Source organism: Nostoc sp. ChiSLP03a, from assembly GCF_034531215.2.
GTDB lineage: Bacteria > Cyanobacteriota > Cyanobacteriia > Cyanobacteriales > Nostocaceae > Nostoc.
Genome location: NZ_JAVRBQ020000148.1, coordinates 197,956 through 215,009 on the forward strand (window position 1 = coordinate 197,956; position 17,054 = coordinate 215,009).

The following is a 17,054-nucleotide window of genomic DNA, read 5'->3' on the forward strand; positions in this document are numbered from 1 at the left end:
ACGAATTACATTCACCCAATACTTTTAAAACATTTTCTGATTGCCTAACAATCTGTCTCACCTTCCAGTTAATGATTACTATGTAATAATGCATTATTTATTGGTAATCTGTAATACTTTAAGTGTGATTGTTTCGTTTTTTCTGTTGATTAGGATATATATCAAAACTTGATTTATTATTCATCACATAGTATTGAATTCGACGTTCGACAATACCATTAAATCGGGACATAAAATCATAAAAGAAACCCGGATATTTCCTGATTTCTGTGAATGCTGTTAACCATTTTCTTTGTTTTATAGGTTCTACAACTTGAAGATAAGCTAAATTTTTTTTATAGACTGAGAGATTATAAGATAGAGCACGCATTAGAGTAGAATTCTTTTTCACAATGTCTTGTTGCATGAAAGAAGTAGTAGTTTTGCAGTATTGATTTAGACGTGGTAATTGGCTTTGATATACAAGAGAACCAGGGCGTGAACGGTAAAAATAATAAGGTTTTGGCTCAATAAAAAACCTAGCTCCTTTGATTAAGCATTTCATGTCAATCCAAAAATCTTGACCCATTCTAATTTCTTCATCGTACTCAATGCCGTTCTTAATCAAGAATTCTCGTTTGAAGAGAGGCTTGCTTAAGCCAAGATGCAACCCTGGTTGCCCATAGACATCAGTTTCTACAAAATAAACGATATCAATTTGGAAGGTTTTATCTATACGTTCTCCACTTTCTTGAATCAATGTACTCCAAGGAGTTGTTGTACCGTCTTCGATCAAATAAACATCATCAGCAATCATGTCTGCATTTGTTTGATTTGCCAGAGACACAAGATTTTCTAATCTTTTGGGAGCATACCAATCATCTGAATCAAGTACAGCAATCCATTCTCCTTGGGCTGCTCTGAAGGCGCGATTACGTGCCGCCGCCGCTCCAACATTTTGCTGATTAACTATCACTTTGAGACGTCGATCGGTGAAACTTTTAGCGACTTCTACAGTTTTATCACTTGAGCCATCATCGACTATGATAACTTCAATGTCAGTGAGTGTTTGCTTTAAGGCTGACTCTATTGCCTTTCCAATATAAGTTTCAGTATTGTAAGCAGGGATAATAACGGAGACTTTAGGATTCACGAAACTGAACTCCTGACTACATGGTTAGGTAAAATACTAAAATCCTAACCATAATTTGATCGTTTCTTTTTTACTATACAACTCAGTAGGTCGGTAAGAATATACGATGAGTGGTTAAAGTCGGGTAGGAGATATTAGGTGTTGGTAAACCAGTGCGTTGCCAGAGTTCTTTGAACGGCAGTTTTTGGTTTAGAAGAACAGCAAAGCGATGAGGTAGGGCTGCTTTTAAGCTGACTGACGCTCTAGGCTAGCTTCCATTGTGCTAGTTAAAAAATGACCAGCCAAGATACCACTACTGAGGTAATATGTATCTTGCGAAATCCGGTGTAGGGTTTCAAAACCACTACGACGCTGACGATCGCCTAGTACCCAGTAACGCTGTACGATCGTATCCAGACCAATCCAGCCTTCGCCTTCAACCTGCCCCAAAATATTATGTTGTAGTAAAAAAGTATACTGACGCTCTCCATCATGCAACCGCCCCTTATATTGCAAAGAGATTTCAGAGCGATCGCTACCTGGAAAAATCAGTTTTGTGGCCATAGTAAACCAATTATCTCGATTCCAAGCGACCAAGGTCATACCCTTGACGCTAATTGGCATACCATTACGTTCCAGCCAATTTCCTTCCATTGCCCAGCGTCCTGGTTCCAATAAAAAAGTATGAGCCACCTTTTATTCCCTGTCTTGCTCGAGTGCCGCCAAAACTACAGTTATAGCAGTGCTAAGTTGCCAGTGATGAGTTGCGAGAAAAGAATGAAGAAATTTTTTATCTTGTTTATTGTTCTTAACTCAGGACTGTCCTTGGTGAATTTCTCCCAAAAGTACTTCTTGAGGTGCACCTGTGGCTGTAGGTAAGTTGCCTGGAATACCCAAATGTCGCCAGTAGGCTAAAACTGCGAAAGCGATCGCTTCTTTAAAATCTGCATTCAAGCCGACTTCATCTGTTGCCGAGACTGGTATCGATCCTAACAACAACTGTAACCTTTGTTTCAAATAAAGATTGCGACTACCACCACCACATAATAGTACTCGTTGTGGCATTTCTGGCAAAAAAGTGTGGTAACTATGAAAAATTGAAGCAGCTGTAAGTTCTGTGAGAGTTGCCAGTATGTCAGCAGGATTGAGTTGGTATGCTTGGGCATCTTTTAAACACTGATGCAAGTAAGTCATACCAAATAATTCGCGTCCAGTGGATTTGGGTGGCGGTAGATGAAAGTAGTCTTGGTTAAGCCATTGTTCTACTAATTGATAGCAAGGAGTACCACTTGCTGCCCAATTGCCATCTTCATCATAAGTTTTAGCACCACTGCTTAAATGCTCCACCGCTAGATCCAACAGACTATTTCCAGGGCCAGTATCCCAACCACGAATTTTTGAGAGCCAGTCTCCATGCCGAGGTGGAATATAAGCAACATTGCCAATACCACCAATGTTTTGAATACAACGCCCCTCTTGGGGATGACTGAGTAAATAAGCATCGACTCTGGGAACAAGAGGCGCACCATGACCACCAATAGCAATATCAGCAACGCGGAAGTTGCTCACAGTCGTAATGTTCGTAAGATGTGCAATTAATGCACCTCGCCCTAGTTGAAGACTGTAACCCAAGGGACTGCCTAGTGCTGTTAACGGATAGCTAGGGTTTAGTCCGTGGGTAGCGATCATTTCTCTCTCCCTGCTCCCCTGCTTTCCTGCTCCCCCTGCTCCCTCTTTAGGTGGTCGATGATAAACCGTTTGACCGTGGGAACCAATGAGAGTGGCCTGCTGATGACCAATTTGAATATTTTGGGCGGCTTGGCCAAAGACTTGGGCGATCGCATCATCTATTTCCGCTAATTCTGCCATTGAGATGGCAACGCCTGCACCAACTGCTAATATTTTTTCTCTGAGTTGGGCTGGATAAGGATATGTTGCCCCGGCTAGCAACTCAACTTTGAGATCCAATTCTGTACCGGAAATCTCTACCAACGCAGCGTCTATACCATCTACGGATGTGCCACTAATTAAACCAATAACGTGAGTAGGGACAACAGCTTTTTCAGTTGAATGCATCGGTCGAAATTCTTTTGTTGATTGCAAGAGTTTAGTTTAATTCATGTTAATAGCTATGTCAAAACACTCAGGTTGCATAGTTAATTACAGAAGAAAAAGTAAATATAGCGACAGAAGAATCTCAAAACCAATAGCAATACCACGAATCTATTTATATTGACCAGCAAACAACTAATTTAAAAAAATTTTGTTTGTTATCTTAATTGTTCCTTAATCAGGACAACATCTGAAGATACAAATTCTTAATATATACAGGCTAACTTTACAACTTTTTTACTTTTAGATAAATAACAGATATACTATCCACTTTTTCTGCAAGTGAAACTACTGATTTCTGTTCAAGAATAGGGCAAATTATTGGCTAAATCTAGGAATTTTTCGATAAATACAAATCCAGTAGTTTCATCCTATTGTTTCTTCTAGAAGACACTACATAATGAATCCAAGTCGCAAACGAACTTTTCAACAATTAAAAATACAGAATTTCAAGATTATGTCTCTTACAAAAATTGCTTGTATCGCTGCTCTATCCTTATCTGCAATCTCCTCATTTATCTATGCAGGTTCTGCCCAGGCTATTTCCTTCCAAATAACTACTGGCATTGCAGGCCCTAATGGAGAAACTGACCAAGGTGCTTTTTCTGAGTTTACTCAACTTCCTGGTACGACAACTGTTAACTTCAATAATGGTCAAGCACCAACCACTGGTTTTGCTAAATACTCTTTTGAAAATAACAGTGGAACCAGCAGTGTGAGGTCAGATGTATGGGCACCTGCTGGGGCAAATGGTGAGGTCAATAATGGTAAGTATTTGGCAGTTTTCAACGGCGATAAAGTCACAATTAACCTTGCAAGTTCCCTCAATTATTTCGGTATTGACTGGGGAGCTATTAGTTCTGGTAACGTTTTTTCCTTCTACAATGGCGATAATCTAATCAAATCATTTACAACTGAGGATGTGAACCCCGTTGCTCCAATTCGTGCATCACAGCATGGCGGTGAAGGAAATGGCTACCTTCACTTCTACTCAGATAGTAGCAACGATATTTTCAACAAGATTGTCATTACCCAAACAGGTGGTGGTGGATTTGAAAGCGACAACCATTCTTTCCATCTAGGAACTGACAAATTTACAGGTTTTGACCCTAAATCTGTTCCTGAGCCTAGTATTACATTAGGTATGCTGGCTGTAGGTGGTATGTTTCTACGCAAGCGCAAGAACGAGAAGTTACAAACTGTAAGACAATCTCATTAAATATATCAATCTAAGCTCAGTAAGATTTTCTCTATACTCTAACCTTAACCTGTAGAAGGATTTCAAAACTGAGCTAATATTAAATACAAATTAGGGGGAGTTTACTTAGGTAAACTCCCCCTAATCCGTTTGTCATTTATAATCGGGGCTTCTTCTACGGTCAATGCTACGCGCAGCAAGCTAAGAAAATTTTCTTTAACTAGACTTTTTATTCATGCAAAATTGGGAGAAGGGGTTGAGGGATGTAGCAAGATCCCGTAGGATGGGCAAATTTTACATTTCATTTGTGCAAGAGGTCTACTCAATACTGCTTAGAGCTTAACCAAACCGTATTGAGAGTGAACCGTAATTTTGACTCCTATAGGTTATTGTATGAATAAAATATACGTGGATTAGTTTAGATATAATAATGACTCATTCTTTGTTGTCCTAACTGGAGAAATTAATGGGTCGCGCCAAAAAGGTTGTCCTGGCATATTCTGGCGGAGTGGATACCTCAGTTTGCATCCCCTACCTCAAGCAGGAGTGGGGTGTGGAAGAGGTGATTACCCTAGCAGCAGATTTAGGTCAGGGAGATGAATTAGAGCCAATCAGAGAAAAAGCTCTGAAATCGGGTGCAAGTGAATCCCTAGTGGCGGATGTCAAAGACAGCTTTGTTAAAGATTACGCCTTTGGAGCGATTCAAGCCAACGCCCTTTATGAAAATCGTTATCCTCTAGGAACCGCTCTTGCTCGTCCACTGATTGCCAAAATATTAGTAGAAACAGCCGAAAAATATGGTGCTGATGCGATCGCTCACGGTTGCACTGGCAAAGGTAACGATCAGGTTCGCTTTGATGTCTCTGTCACCGCCTTAAACCCCAACCTGAAGATCCTCGCACCAGCCAGAGAATGGGGAATGAGTCGTGAGGAAACGATCGCTTATGGGGAAAAGTTTGGTATTCCCTCACCAGTTAAAAAATCTTCTCCCTATAGTATTGACAAAAATTTGCTTGGTCGTAGTATTGAAGCTGGTTTACTCGAAGATCCTTCATTTGAGCCACCAGAAGAAATTTATGAAATGACCAAAGCGATCGCTCAGACTCCTAACGAGCCACAGTACATCGAAATTGGTTTCCAGGGTGGTATTCCTACAACCCTCAACGGTATAGCCAAAAAGCCAGTTGAGCTAATTGAAGAACTCAATCAGGCGGTGGGAAATCATGGCATTGGACGGATCGATATGATTGAAAACCGTCTGGTGGGGATCAAATCGCGGGAAATCTACGAATCACCCGCAATGTTGGTGCTAATTCAGGCACATAGAGATTTAGAAAGCTTGACTTTAACGGCAGACGTTACCCATTACAAGCGTGGGATTGAAGAAACTTACAGCCAAATTGTTTACAACGGTTTGTGGTACAGTCCACTCAAAGTTGCACTCGATGCCTTTATTCAAAAGACACAAGAGCAAGTCTCTGGAACTGTACGAGTGAAGTTGTTCAAGGGCAACTCTACGATAGTTGGGCGTTCGAGCGATAATTCTCTCTATACTCCCGATTTGGCAACCTACGGAGCCGAAGACAAATTTGACCACAAAGCCGCTGAAGGCTTTATCTACGTTTGGGGACTACCGACTCGCATTTGGTCAAAGCAGATTAGAAGTTAGAAGTAGAGACGCGATTAACCCTTGTCTGTACAGGAGTTAGGAGTTAAAAAAGCAAAATACAAAAGTAAAAAAAATTCACTTTTGACTTTACTCTTGACTCCTCACTCCTGACTTAGTTTATGCTTGACTTACTCTTCTGCTGCACCTTTAACCTGGCGAGATTCCAGCCATAGGGGCACAATAATTAAGGCAGCGAGGATTAGTAACGCTGCGATCGCAAATTGACCCACCCAAGCAACCAATTGTTCTAAAGAGACTATTTTGCCAGCAAAAAAAGCTAATGTCACCATCAGACTAGCCCAAGCAACTGCTCCTAAAAAGTTATATAAAAAGAATTTTCTAAAGGGCATTTCAGCTATACCAGCTAGTGGTGCAGCAAAAACTCGTAACAATGCCAAAAAACGTCCAAAAAACACCCCTTTAGCAGCGTTTTGACTAAATTGATCTTTAATACTCAGCAGCCGCACTTCAGAAATCCGAAATATGCTGCCAACTTTTACTAGAAAAGCCCAACCGCTAACTCTACCAATCCAATAGCCACAAGTACCACCAATGACAGCACCCATAATTGCGTCACCGAGAACCAGCCAGAAATTTAGTTCATCGCTGCCAGCTAAAAACCCGCCTACTAAGGTCACGGTTTCACCAGGAAGGGGAATGCCTAAATTTTCTAGCAAAATTCCGAAAAAAATTGCCCAATACCCGTAATTATGAGCAACTTCCTGGATATTTTCTAGTGAAATCAGCTCTAAAGACATTCCACACCGCCGTCTTTACAAATTTTTACTTTTACTATATTTTTACATTTTTGCTTGTTTTTGGGTGGGGTGTCAATCAAACTAATACATAACTTCTACTCTATGGTAACTATTAACTTATGACTATTAAATATACAATTTTTGGGATTGTTACCACATGTTCATAATTTATTAAAAAAAGATTAAAAATTTTATAGAAAATTTATAAATATCCGTTTAAATTGTGAAAATCTTGTAAAAGATACGGTTGATACCGAAATTGTTAGGCGCTTATGCCTATATTGATGAAAGTTATCACAAATTATACGACATGAATACTGAAATAATCTCTCTCAACTGTAGGACTGAAATTGCCCAAATATCTGGGTAAAAGGTCATTTTACCGTTGAAAGAGAAGAAGTATTGATGTCTTTTTCAATTTTTTGTCAAGTGTTCCAATTACCCTGTTAAATTCATGGCTTTCACACAAGAACTTCAAGTGATTTTGTTTAAACCCCAAGGAAGCATAGATTTGCAAGGCGGTAAGGCTTTGAGCGAACAGATGGCTGGAGTAGTCCCTCAAGCTTATCAACTCTGGGTTATCGACCTAACAGAAGTTAACTTCATGGACAGCTCTGGGTTAGTTCCTTTAGTAAAAGGCTTAAAAGCTGCACGTCAGAGTGGTTGCCGCTTAGTTCTATGCAACGTACAAGCTCCTGTACGGTTGATTTTAGAACTTACCCAACTCGATACAGTGTTTGAAATTTTTAACACTTACCAAGATATTTTTACCAACGTTAAAGATAACAGTCTGATGCTAGCAGACTAACTAATAAATCTACCTACAGAAGGATGGCGGAGTCAAGCAATATTTGCATTTGTTCATATTCTTTCATATTCTCTTTAAAATAACAGCCTGCTAGCACCAGACTGATTTTCTTTATTGTCTAGAGAAGAATGTTGAGGGAAACTCATATCTTTGAGCTAGGTAGTATAAATTGCATTATTGTAAGTCATCTACCTAAAGCAGTAAAGTCAGAAATTGCCAAAATCGATCAAAGCAAATGCAACTGTTTGTGATACTCCCCAGCCTTTTAAATCCAGGGTTGTGCAAATTACTCTAAGCTAATTGTTTTATATGGGACGTAACTAGTGAAAGGAAGCAGGAGGTAAGAAAGGTTAGAATCTCAGCTTTTAGATTATTTCTAACTTTATAGTTATTTTTGCCTCGATTTACTACTTGGATGCCTCCAAGATGTTTTGATGCATCAATTTCTTACCTCTTAGATTCCACCATCATGATAATTTTAGGCATTCTGGGGAGTTGAAATATTAGTTTGTTCGGATGCTGGGCGGGGAAAATTTGGTAAATCAATACCGCTGTGACTAGCATTGCGAGTTTTGAGTGCTAAACGGTAACTCACACTTTGCAGTTCTGCTTGCAGTTGGCGGTTTTCCCGTTGTAGCGTTGCTACCTTTTCTCTCACTGGTGTCATCCGCTCTTCAAACTTCCGACGGTAAATTTGAGGCAACTCTTGTACTACTTGCTCCAACATCCGAGTGCGATCGGTAAGTTCTTGAACTGACTGTCGCAATTGATAAATTTCGGAGTCACGAGTTGTAATTTGCTCTTGGTAGAACGCCACCTGCTGTTCCACAGCTTGGAGTTGTTCTTGTAAAGCGTGTAACTGGGTCAGATCGCGCTCAAATTCCGGCTGCTGTGGCATAAAACTAGTGTTACCCTTTACCAGCCGGAAAAGTTCTTGAGATAGTTGTTGCACTAATTGATCGCGAAGTTGCAACTCTTGGCGTAGCTGCGATACTTCCGTCGAGAGAACTTGAATATTAGGTGTATCAGATTGGCTCACAGTAGCTTAAAGCTCCCATTCAGAATCTTGTCCACTTTTAGGTATAACTGCGGGAGTACTACCTTTGGCAAGTATTTGTTAATTTAGCATTCCCAAACAAGTGACGAAAAAAGAAAAAGACAAAATTTTATTGAATGGGAGTGGGGATTGGGGAGTGGAGAGTTAGGAGTTAGGAATTCTTCCCCTGCTTCCCCTACTCCCTCATCTCCCTCACCTCCCTACACTGTTGCAGGTGCAGCTACTTTAGTGGGCTTTTCCTTTTCCTCTTTCGGGGGTTTTTCTTCTTCAATGTCCTGCTTAATTGTCAAATAGCGAATCACTTCTTCACTTAAGCGCATGGCGCGTTCAAAGGGGGCGATCGCAGTTGCAGGCGCGCTGTAATTTAACTGGATGTAGATGCCATCCCGGTGTTTTTTGATTTCGTAAGCCAGACGGCGCTTACCACGATTTTGAATTTGGATTTCCTCGGCGCCTTGATCGCGAAGTAAATTCTGATATTTAGTAACTGCTTGCTCTACCTGTTCCTCTCCCAAGTCAGGACGGAGGATGTACATTGTTTCGTAATTTGTAGTCATATTTTTCAGTTTCCTCATGGACAAAAGTGGCTGCTTACATTAATTTATACTTAACTATTATTTAAAATGTCAGTATTAATCAACATCTGAAGCAACAAGGAACTATAATCTTACCAGTTTTCAATTTTGTTTCATTAGCCAAATCGCCGAAGTTTGGATTTTTTGGATGTCCCTAATGAAAACTAGGTTGGGAGGCAAGCCTGATATTTCTTTCACAAGATTGATCGAGCTATCAGGTTCGCTAAGGGGTATCTTTCTTTAAGGGCATCTTATAGCGATCGCTTTTTTGCTCAAGGCTCAATCGGTTTGCTAAACAGCAAACTGACGATTGCTACCTGCCCACAGCAACTAAAAAGCAGAAAAAAGGATATTCATCAAGGTTATGGCGCAGCGCTACGTGCGAATTCAAAATCCAGAAGGACAGATTTACTATGGGTTACTACAGCTATCCCTGAATGTGCAGGTGCTAGATGCTCCACCCTGGTTACAAGGACAACCCACTGATTTAACTTTGACACCAGAAAATTACCAAATTCTGGCTCCCTGCGCTCCCTCAAAAATTGTGGCGGTGGGTAAGAATTATGCAGATCATGCAGCCGAAATGGGAACTCCAGTACCTTCTGAGCCATTAATCTTTCTTAAGCCACCTACGTCGATCATTCCATCTGAGAGGGAAATTAAATATCCTCCCCAGTCACATAGAGTTGACTATGAAGGAGAGTTAGCTCTAGTGATTGGCGATTACGCCTTTGAATGTACGCCAGAGATAGCCCAAACCAAAATTTGGGGCTACACCATCGCCAATGACGTAACAGCGCGGGATTTACAAAAACAGGATGGTCAATGGACGCGAGCCAAAGGTTTTGATACTTTCTGTCCCTTGGGCCCTTGGATTGTCCGGGAATTAAATCCAGGAGCGAGATTGCAGACTTTTGTCAATGACGACGCTAATCCAGTTCAATCTACCTGTATCGATCGGATGGTGTTTTCCCCCGATATTTTAGTTTCCTATATCAGTCAGGTGATGACGCTACTACCTGGTGATTTGGTGCTTACAGGTACGCCGGAGGGTGTAAGTGCTTTGCATCCAGGCGATCGCGTCCGCGTAGAAATTGAAGGTATCGGTCGCTTGGAAAACACCGTAGCGTCCCGTTAACTTCTAACGCACTTGCATATACACTGCATCGGAAATCGCTGGAATTTCTGCATAACGTCCGCTCACAGACTGGATGACTGAATATGCTGCTGCTCCCACTATGCCGATAAAAATGGTTGTGGATAGGGTTTGGATTGCAAAACCACCGGAAGGAACTAGTCCCACAACATCAGTTAGGATGCTAAACAAAAAGATAATGATATCCAAAAGGATTGCTTGCATGGTGTTGAAACGAATAAAGTGACTAATTTTTTCGTTTCTTACTACCAGCAAAAATAAAGCAAAGAAAATAATCATTCCTGCATAACGCACGCCGTAGTAAATTCTTAATAATGGCAGAAGCGGTAAAAACAGTAGTTGTAACGGTGGAAACTCTGATAGTAAATATCTACCAAATACAAAAACTTCAATTAGAGGAAGCAAATAAGGCAAGGAAGCAAAAATCCGATCTGAAACTGTTGTAGACCCGCGCCAAGACATTATGCGTTCTCCTGTGGTTAAATTTTAATAGTTACTTGAGCATAGGATAACGCAATTGCTGGTCTTGCTGAGAAATTCAACTATTCTATATGGGCAATGCGAAAGCCCATCATACATTCATATTGGTCTGGCTGCTGTTGAGTAAGTTTGCGAATGGCTTGACCACAGCGCAGTTGACCCCCACGCCAACGAGGTTGACCGCTCCCGTCAGCGAGTAAACAAGACTGGCAAACTTGCTCAGGGGCAAGGATTTGCTCGTCCATTAAAATGACTAGCATCGAATCCCTCCTGTAAATTCTCATTGTCAACCCACATTTCACTCCAGGGAAGACGTGTTTTGTAGCGGTTCAAAGAGCCACTTCAGATAGATTGGATGCGTTTTTTGTGGTTAAGTGTTGTGATTTGCAATCTCGCTTTGCGCCTAACTTGGGCGATCGCAGAGGACACTTAAGAATCACATCCTACCTCTTTGTAGCAAAAATGTGGGTAATTACGATTAAATAACAATTCTCAAGTGAATTTTAATTTATTGTACGTTGTGTCTATTGCAAAGTGGAAATTTTAGTAAAAAATAATACAAAAATTTTTGCACTAAGTTGAGCAAAGACAACTAACGATATCCATTGCATCCCTGTTAATTTAGCACTAGGATCTATCAAACTTAATATTTAGAAAACAACAAAAGCTTTACGCACAAGCAACACGGCGACTTATCGAAATTCCCTTGAGGTGAGTAGTTAAAGTGTGAGAAGTCAAGTCAGTAAAATTGAGTTAACTTGATAGTCATTTAAGTGAGGCATTTCTAAAATACTGAGGTAAACTTGCAAGCAAGTTAATACACAATATTACTCAGCGGCTCGTCGGTCTGGGCATCACTTACAATGGAACACTGGCAATTTCTGATACAGAAACAAGGCGCTCGCTCGTGGCATATCCTAGAATCGCCAAATTTGGAAATTTTGGAAGGGCAGTATAGAGTTTTGGCTCGTTCTAACCTTCTTAATACAGACGTGGAAGTGCGGGTAACTCACTCTTCAACCGAGGAAGTTCAACCAACGCGGCGAATTTTCAAGCGATCGCGTCGCACTAATTCAGAAGGCATAATGGCGGTAATTCCTTTTACCTACTTCCAACCGGGAGTTTGGGAGTTGCGGTGTTCCGGCGATTTGATGTCGGATCTGCTCGGTAAATCTTGGCAATACAGCGTGCAAGTACAAGTCTTCTCGCTGTTAGCAGAGAGAGAGCCGAGGAAAAATTTAGGATCGAGTTCACCCGACGATCGCCTAGATACTGTTTCTGAAAACTTGGAATCTAATGCCCCAGCAGAAACTGTAATTGAGCTAGATAATGCGATCGCAGTTTCTGAAGGACTGGCAGTTACTACAGATAGCAACCTTGTTACCACTGTTGCACCAGATGAAACGGAAGAAGATGAAGATATAGTTATCGATCGGCCTGTAAGTCCTGTATGGCTCAAAGGAGAGACGGCAGAGCAGATTTTACAAAATTTAATAGATTTAGCTTTACCCACCTCTGAACTGCTGCCGCAAGATGAAAAAGTTACAGATTCTTCGGCAACACAACTACCGCCACCATTACTGCTAATTTTAAGTCAGGATAATTATATTGCTCGTTGGGGACAAGCTCTTATAATCAACGGGTACATAGAATTCCAAGAAAAGACAAATCTAGATTGGGATGAAACATCATCTTCAAAAAGCTTGCGAGCGCTTGCAGTAGAAATTGAACTGCGATCGCCCAAGAACTCGAAAATATTGACCAAAGTACGGCAACCCTTATCAGATAAGGAGTTGCCCTTTACCATCAATACCTCAATTGATATTCCTGCTGATTGTGAATCTAAGCTAATTTTGGCAGATATCAGTTTGTATGGGAAATTCGCCGATGCTGGTGAAGTCATGCCGTTAGCCACCCAGTCCTTCACCATTACAGCAGATGTAACAGAATTACTGGCAATCACAGCCGTAGCAAAATCCAACATATTTTTAAATGACCTCATAACACCATCGGACTCATCTGCTGCTTTCACAGAAACAGAGACACCTGTTAAACTCGATTTAAAACTATTAAATCTGGTCAAAACTCCAAAAACAGGCCAGTCTCAGATAGTTAATCCATCCCCAAACACACCTTTACCACCGCAAATTAACCTGCAAGTTCTGCGAGAAGCTAACTTGCGGACATCTAAGCTCAAGAATTCAAGTATTTCGTTGCCTCAATTACCGAAACTGCCCCCTATTCAAAGTGATGCCAACATTCTCTCAGATGTTATTGCAGAACCACAGACACCGGAGGAGCTTGTAGAAAAGGATGCTACTATAGCCACCATCAATTTAGAGCAGTTGGTCATCAAGCAACGTCGAATCCCAATAATCGAGACTACTTTGCCATACTTGAAACGGCTACAAGCTTTACCAGATGATGCCGAAGAAAAAGTAGAAAATAATGTTCTTTCAGATACATTGGAAGTTAAAACGGCTGAAGACTTACCAAAGTTGGACGCAACTGTGGCTGAAGATGAAAATATACCTGAATTAGGAGTAGGTGACGCACAATTTCAGGAAGAATTTGTTGCTGAAGTTGAAGCCCCGCAAAATTCGCAATTCCAGGAAGAATCTGTTGCTGAAATCGAAGCCCCGCAGAATGAACAATTTCAGGAAGAATCTGTTGCTGAAATCGAAGCCCCCCAAAATGCACAATTAATTACAACCGGAAACCTTTATTCATCTCCCCTGCTCAGGAAGTGGATGCAGAGCCAAGGATACTCCTTGCCTGAATCTATCAACGATCTACAACCTCAAGATTACAATAACTATGTTCCACCACAGCAAATACCCCTTCCTCCTAGTGCAGAAAATGCGAATGTTGATGTTAACTTGCCATTAGACCTAGATGCCAACACGGAAAATAATCTGAACGAAGATTGGATCGGTTCACAACTTCTCTTGGCTGAAACGCCCAAGAGACAAGAAACATGGGAAGAAGTCGAAGGATTGGCTCCTGAACAGGAGAACTTTGGGGAAGATATAGACACAGCGCAAGAAATGGAACTGGGGATTAAAGAAAATACGGAAATAGAAAAAGTACTAGAAGAATCAACAATCTCATCGGCTCTGTTAACACAAGTACCGCCCCCTCCTCCTCCGATAAAGATAAATATAGCGTCAGCCTGGTTGGCACAAGAAATCGTTGTAGATGATACAGATACCGAACTAGAAGGCGATGCAAAAAAGAGTGACACCTTTGAAGAAAAGGAGCAACCACTTTTATATTCATTTTCTTCCTTACCTCTAATTGCGGCAGCCACTGAGCCTTTGCCAACTCCACATTTGTATGTGCCAGAAGGCGAATTAATTGCTGGCAAGTCTGTCATAGTGCGCGTAGTACTGCCAGAAGTACCTCTGCAAGTTGTTGTCAAGTTATGGCTTGAAGATTATCAAACTCGCTGCTTACTAGATGGGCCTCATTTATTGACAAATTTACTTCCTAATGCATCGGGAGAGTTGGAAGTGATGACACAATTAAACATTCCCTTTGGCTGTTTGGAAATTCGTTTAGGAGCGATCGCACTCGATCTAACAACCCAACAGGAGAGTCACAAAGTCACAATAGTGCGAACCGTGATTCCTCCAGACTTGCCAAGCTTGCAGCTAGATGAACTCCTGGGTATGTAACTCAGGTATGAGGGGCATTGGGCATGGACAAGAGACAGAGGAGAAAAGACTTACCGCTCTCCCCTGCTCCCCTGCTCCCCTGCTCCTCATCTCCCAATTTCCCCTGTGTTAAAAATATGAAAGAATTTCAAAAATTTGGCAGAATTTGCAGTAAGCTCATCTTGAATTGTAGTGTGATTTCATAGGAACCTTTAACTATGGCAGCATCTTTTTTGCCTACTGTCTTGGCTAGTACTTCGTACTTGTCTGCGATCTTCGTGCCCATAATTGGTTGGATTTTGCCAGGTGTGGTCTTCGCATTTCTGTTTTTATACATTGAAAGCGACGATATCAGCGATATCAGCTGATACTGATGTAGTCATTAGTCATTGTCATTAGTCATTTGTAAAAAACAATGACAAAGGACAAAAGACAAAGGACAAATGACCAAAATTAATACCGCCCATCTCATAGAGACAGGCGGTTTTTTTAACGTTGATTTCTCAACAAATGCTAGAAAGTTCTAACTTATAGTATTCGGTTCAAACTAACTAATGTTAAATCGAAGAACCGAGTCCGGCGTAGGCACCATAAAAGAAAATGCCCAAGACTGTAATTATACCTAAACCTGCGATCGTAGCGACGACCCACAGGGGAATTCTCCCACTTCCAGACACAGCTTCTCTCCTCCCTTAACAACAAATCAACACACGTTCATAAACCAAGATTAACAACACTACTTCTAATTAGTTAAAGAAGTAACTGGAAAACAAAATACCCAGAACGAAAATCATTAGTAATCCCAGGTATAGAGAAGTCCGGTTTAGTTCAACCGGCTGATTATTGGGATTGGGGGATCTTTCTACCATAATTGCTCCTAACGTTGAATAAATTGCATTGCGGCGATCGCGCCCAAAAAGAATACAGTTGGTACACCTAAAGTATGTACTGCCAGCCATCTAACGGTAAAAATTGGATAGGTAACTGGTTGATTGATGTTGTTTCCGCTAGTCATAATCTCAAACTACTTTCCAATAAATTCTTCAACTTGTTTTTTAGCTTCAAAACGGTTCTTCACAATGGGCACTTCTTGCCGCGCTGGTGTGAAATACTCGTTGGGACGGGGTGTACCAAAAGCATCATAAGCCAGTCCGGTGCTGACAAATAACCAACCAGCAATAAATAATGCTGGGATGGTGATGCTGTGGATTACCCAGTAACGAACGCTAGTAATGATGTCCGAAAACGGACGTTCTCCAGTGGTACCTGACATTTAGATCCCTACCTTATACATAGAGTGTTATTGAGTTTATTATCCTACAAAGTTAAGAAAGAGTTACAAGTTGCAACGTTCTTCTCAGAAATAGGTATTGGGGATTGGGTACTGGGTACTGGGTATTGGGTACTGGGCATTGAGAAAACTCTTACCTAGTCCCTAGTCCCCAGTCCCCATTAAGCTGCTTCTGGGGAAGTTGCTTCAGGGTTTGGTAGATATTTGAGCAAAACGCCGCGATCGCCAATTATAAATCCCCGCTCTGGCTCCAAAAACACAATCTTGTACAAATTAGCCGCAACTTCTTCCACTTCACGATCTTTTTCCCAGGTTTTGCCACCGTCGGCACTGCGTAGCAAATTACCGCTACCGCCACCTACCCAAATTTCATTGGGTGTGCGATATGCCAAATCCAGTAAACCCCAACTGGTAGATAACTCTGGATATTGTGCCTCTTGCCATTCTTCAGGTTTAGTTGGGTCACTAAACTGAACTTGACCTCCTCTAGCTAGCAACCACAATTGCCCATTATCACCAAAGCCCATGTTTTCTACTCGCCGAGAACTATTGCGGTTATGGGGAACCCAAGCATCTTGGCCTGGTTCCCAAGTCGAGTAGAAACTACCCTTAGCCGAAACTGCAACATACTTACCATCAGCAGAACGCTCTAAGTTACGCACCACACCCACTGCTGATTCCACCTGGGCTTTCCAGTTTTTGCCGCCGTCTGTGGTCTTATATATGGCTCCAACATTAGTAGCCATTTCCGCTGTATTGTTTGCTAGCGCCTTAACTGCGATCGGACTACCTGGTAGCTTTTCGCTCAGGGGGATACGCGACCAAGAAGCACCTTCATCGGTAGTATGTAGTAAAAGTCCAGGCTCTCCGGCAATCCAGCCTTCTTTACCGACAAAACTTACTGAGTCAAAACGATACTTTTGCTCATCCAGTTGCAGTGTTATTGGTTTCCAGGTATTACCACCGTCATTGGTTTCCAATAGTGTGGCATTGCTACCGACTAAGTAGCCATGCTCAAGGTTATCAGTAAAAGCAATATCCAATAAATTTGAGTCTGTTGGCACAGAAATGACTTTCCAAGGGTTGTAGCTAACAGAGGGAACTTGGCTACAACCTATGCACATCACGACTACTATTAACAAGGCAAATATTCGTTGCCAACCTTTCACAATTGAATGCATCA

Annotated in this window: 19 protein-coding genes; 6 read left to right on the forward strand and 13 right to left on the reverse strand. The window is 41.4% G+C overall.

Annotated features, from left to right (window positions below; genetic code table 11):
- Positions 1–118: 118 nt before the first annotated feature.
- From RMY32_RS25040 to RMY32_RS25050, 3 genes are all read right to left on the reverse strand, one after another.
- Positions 119–1,132: a glycosyltransferase family 2 protein gene (locus RMY32_RS25040; protein ID WP_322714170.1), complete on the reverse strand. Its 1,014-nt coding sequence runs from the start codon at positions 1,130–1,132 to the stop codon at positions 119–121.
- Positions 1,133–1,357: 225 nt separating this feature from the next.
- Positions 1,358–1,804 carry a hypothetical protein gene (locus tag RMY32_RS25045; RefSeq protein WP_322705831.1) on the reverse strand — a complete coding sequence of 149 codons (447 nt, stop codon included), beginning with the start codon at positions 1,802–1,804 and terminating at the stop codon, positions 1,358–1,360.
- Between the two features lie 120 nt (positions 1,805–1,924).
- The gene (locus RMY32_RS25050; protein ID WP_322714171.1) at positions 1,925–3,187 is read right to left on the reverse strand and encodes an anhydro-N-acetylmuramic acid kinase; all 1,263 of its coding nucleotides are present in this window, start codon (positions 3,185–3,187) and stop codon (positions 1,925–1,927) included.
- 493 nt (positions 3,188–3,680) lie between these two features.
- Here RMY32_RS25050 and RMY32_RS25055 point away from each other — a divergent pair, with 493 nt between their 5' ends.
- Positions 3,681–4,442, forward strand: coding sequence for a PEP-CTERM sorting domain-containing protein (locus tag RMY32_RS25055; protein ID WP_322688400.1), 762 nt, complete (start codon positions 3,681–3,683; stop codon positions 4,440–4,442).
- 445 nt (positions 4,443–4,887) lie between these two features.
- Entirely contained in the window at positions 4,888–6,090 is a 1,203-nt protein-coding gene (locus tag RMY32_RS25060; RefSeq protein ID WP_322714172.1) for an argininosuccinate synthase, read from the forward strand.
- A gap of 128 nt (positions 6,091–6,218) precedes the next feature.
- Here the strand turns inward: RMY32_RS25060 and RMY32_RS25065 are convergent, their stop codons facing one another.
- A complete protein-coding gene (locus RMY32_RS25065; RefSeq protein ID WP_322670292.1) occupies positions 6,219–6,848 on the reverse strand; it encodes a DedA family protein in 630 nt (209 codons plus the stop codon).
- Between the two features lie 454 nt (positions 6,849–7,302).
- Here RMY32_RS25065 and RMY32_RS25070 point away from each other — a divergent pair, with 454 nt between their 5' ends.
- Positions 7,303–7,656, forward strand: a complete 354-nt coding sequence (locus tag RMY32_RS25070; RefSeq protein WP_322714173.1) for an STAS domain-containing protein — start codon at positions 7,303–7,305, stop codon at positions 7,654–7,656.
- Positions 7,657–8,134: 478 nt separating this feature from the next.
- Here the strand turns inward: RMY32_RS25070 and RMY32_RS25075 are convergent, their stop codons facing one another.
- Both RMY32_RS25075 and rpsF read right to left on the reverse strand, forming a co-directional pair.
- Complete coding sequence (locus RMY32_RS25075) at positions 8,135–8,695, reverse strand: Npun_F5560 family protein (RefSeq protein ID WP_094348024.1); 561 nt, start codon at positions 8,693–8,695, stop codon at positions 8,135–8,137.
- Positions 8,696–8,913: 218 nt separating this feature from the next.
- Positions 8,914–9,270, reverse strand: a complete 357-nt coding sequence (gene rpsF / locus RMY32_RS25080; RefSeq protein WP_322714174.1) for a 30S ribosomal protein S6 — start codon at positions 9,268–9,270, stop codon at positions 8,914–8,916.
- 382 nt (positions 9,271–9,652) lie between these two features.
- Here rpsF and RMY32_RS25085 point away from each other — a divergent pair, with 382 nt between their 5' ends.
- Complete coding sequence (locus RMY32_RS25085) at positions 9,653–10,426, forward strand: fumarylacetoacetate hydrolase family protein (RefSeq protein WP_322714175.1); 774 nt, start codon at positions 9,653–9,655, stop codon at positions 10,424–10,426.
- 3 nt (positions 10,427–10,429) lie between these two features.
- Here RMY32_RS25085 and RMY32_RS25090 read toward each other — a convergent pair whose 3' ends face one another.
- Complete coding sequence (locus tag RMY32_RS25090; protein WP_322670288.1) at positions 10,430–10,906, reverse strand: Tic20 family protein; 477 nt, start codon at positions 10,904–10,906, stop codon at positions 10,430–10,432.
- Between the two features lie 80 nt (positions 10,907–10,986).
- Entirely contained in the window at positions 10,987–11,184 is a 198-nt protein-coding gene (locus tag RMY32_RS25095; protein WP_094348028.1) for a hypothetical protein, read from the reverse strand.
- A gap of 603 nt (positions 11,185–11,787) precedes the next feature.
- Between RMY32_RS25095 and RMY32_RS25100 the strand changes: the two genes are divergently transcribed.
- Together RMY32_RS25100 and psaI are read left to right on the forward strand one after the other, a co-directional pair.
- Complete coding sequence (locus RMY32_RS25100; RefSeq protein WP_322714176.1) at positions 11,788–14,601, forward strand: hypothetical protein; 2,814 nt, start codon at positions 11,788–11,790, stop codon at positions 14,599–14,601.
- Between the two features lie 197 nt (positions 14,602–14,798).
- Positions 14,799–14,948 carry a photosystem I reaction center subunit VIII gene (gene psaI / locus RMY32_RS25105; RefSeq protein ID WP_322693829.1) on the forward strand — a complete coding sequence of 50 codons (150 nt, stop codon included), beginning with the start codon at positions 14,799–14,801 and terminating at the stop codon, positions 14,946–14,948.
- A 189-nt stretch (positions 14,949–15,137) separates the two neighbouring features.
- Here the strand turns inward: psaI and RMY32_RS25110 are convergent, their stop codons facing one another.
- The 5 genes from RMY32_RS25110 to RMY32_RS25130 form a co-directional block, all read right to left on the reverse strand.
- Positions 15,138–15,257 (reverse strand): photosystem II reaction center protein J, encoded by a 120-nt coding sequence (locus tag RMY32_RS25110; RefSeq protein WP_012411803.1) that lies wholly within the window; start codon positions 15,255–15,257, stop codon positions 15,138–15,140.
- 69 nt (positions 15,258–15,326) lie between these two features.
- Entirely contained in the window at positions 15,327–15,449 is a 123-nt protein-coding gene (locus RMY32_RS25115) for a photosystem II reaction center protein L (protein WP_322670285.1), read from the reverse strand.
- An 8-nt stretch (positions 15,450–15,457) separates the two neighbouring features.
- Complete coding sequence (psbF, locus tag RMY32_RS25120) at positions 15,458–15,595, reverse strand: cytochrome b559 subunit beta (RefSeq protein ID WP_015115279.1); 138 nt, start codon at positions 15,593–15,595, stop codon at positions 15,458–15,460.
- A gap of 9 nt (positions 15,596–15,604) precedes the next feature.
- Positions 15,605–15,853 carry a cytochrome b559 subunit alpha gene (gene psbE, locus RMY32_RS25125; protein ID WP_094348030.1) on the reverse strand — a complete coding sequence of 83 codons (249 nt, stop codon included), beginning with the start codon at positions 15,851–15,853 and terminating at the stop codon, positions 15,605–15,607.
- A 179-nt stretch (positions 15,854–16,032) separates the two neighbouring features.
- Positions 16,033–17,052: a photosynthesis system II assembly factor Ycf48 gene (locus RMY32_RS25130; protein WP_322714177.1), complete on the reverse strand. Its 1,020-nt coding sequence runs from the start codon at positions 17,050–17,052 to the stop codon at positions 16,033–16,035.
- Positions 17,053–17,054: the final 2 nt, after the last annotated feature.

Coding starts and splice junctions, on each gene's coding strand:
- RMY32_RS25050 (WP_322714171.1), bottom strand. CDS start 3,187: ATGCATTCAACTGAAAAAGCTGTTGTCCCTACTCACGTTATTGGTTTA.
- RMY32_RS25070 (WP_322714173.1), top strand. CDS start 7,303: ATGGCTTTCACACAAGAACTTCAAGTGATTTTGTTTAAACCCCAAGGA.
- RMY32_RS25130 (WP_322714177.1), bottom strand. CDS start 17,052: ATGCATTCAATTGTGAAAGGTTGGCAACGAATATTTGCCTTGTTAATA.
- RMY32_RS25060 (WP_322714172.1), top strand. CDS start 4,888: ATGGGTCGCGCCAAAAAGGTTGTCCTGGCATATTCTGGCGGAGTGGAT.
- RMY32_RS25115 (WP_322670285.1), bottom strand. CDS start 15,449: ATGGTAGAAAGATCCCCCAATCCCAATAATCAGCCGGTTGAACTAAAC.
- rpsF (WP_322714174.1), bottom strand. CDS start 9,270: ATGACTACAAATTACGAAACAATGTACATCCTCCGTCCTGACTTGGGA.
- RMY32_RS25085 (WP_322714175.1), top strand. CDS start 9,653: ATGGCGCAGCGCTACGTGCGAATTCAAAATCCAGAAGGACAGATTTAC.
- psbF (WP_015115279.1), bottom strand. CDS start 15,595: ATGACTAGCGGAAACAACATCAATCAACCAGTTACCTATCCAATTTTT.
- RMY32_RS25055 (WP_322688400.1), top strand. CDS start 3,681: ATGTCTCTTACAAAAATTGCTTGTATCGCTGCTCTATCCTTATCTGCA.
- RMY32_RS25065 (WP_322670292.1), bottom strand. CDS start 6,848: ATGTCTTTAGAGCTGATTTCACTAGAAAATATCCAGGAAGTTGCTCAT.
- psaI (WP_322693829.1), top strand. CDS start 14,799: ATGGCAGCATCTTTTTTGCCTACTGTCTTGGCTAGTACTTCGTACTTG.
- RMY32_RS25100 (WP_322714176.1), top strand. CDS start 11,788: ATGGAACACTGGCAATTTCTGATACAGAAACAAGGCGCTCGCTCGTGG.
- RMY32_RS25095 (WP_094348028.1), bottom strand. CDS start 11,184: ATGCTAGTCATTTTAATGGACGAGCAAATCCTTGCCCCTGAGCAAGTT.
- RMY32_RS25090 (WP_322670288.1), bottom strand. CDS start 10,906: ATGTCTTGGCGCGGGTCTACAACAGTTTCAGATCGGATTTTTGCTTCC.
- psbE (WP_094348030.1), bottom strand. CDS start 15,853: ATGTCAGGTACCACTGGAGAACGTCCGTTTTCGGACATCATTACTAGC.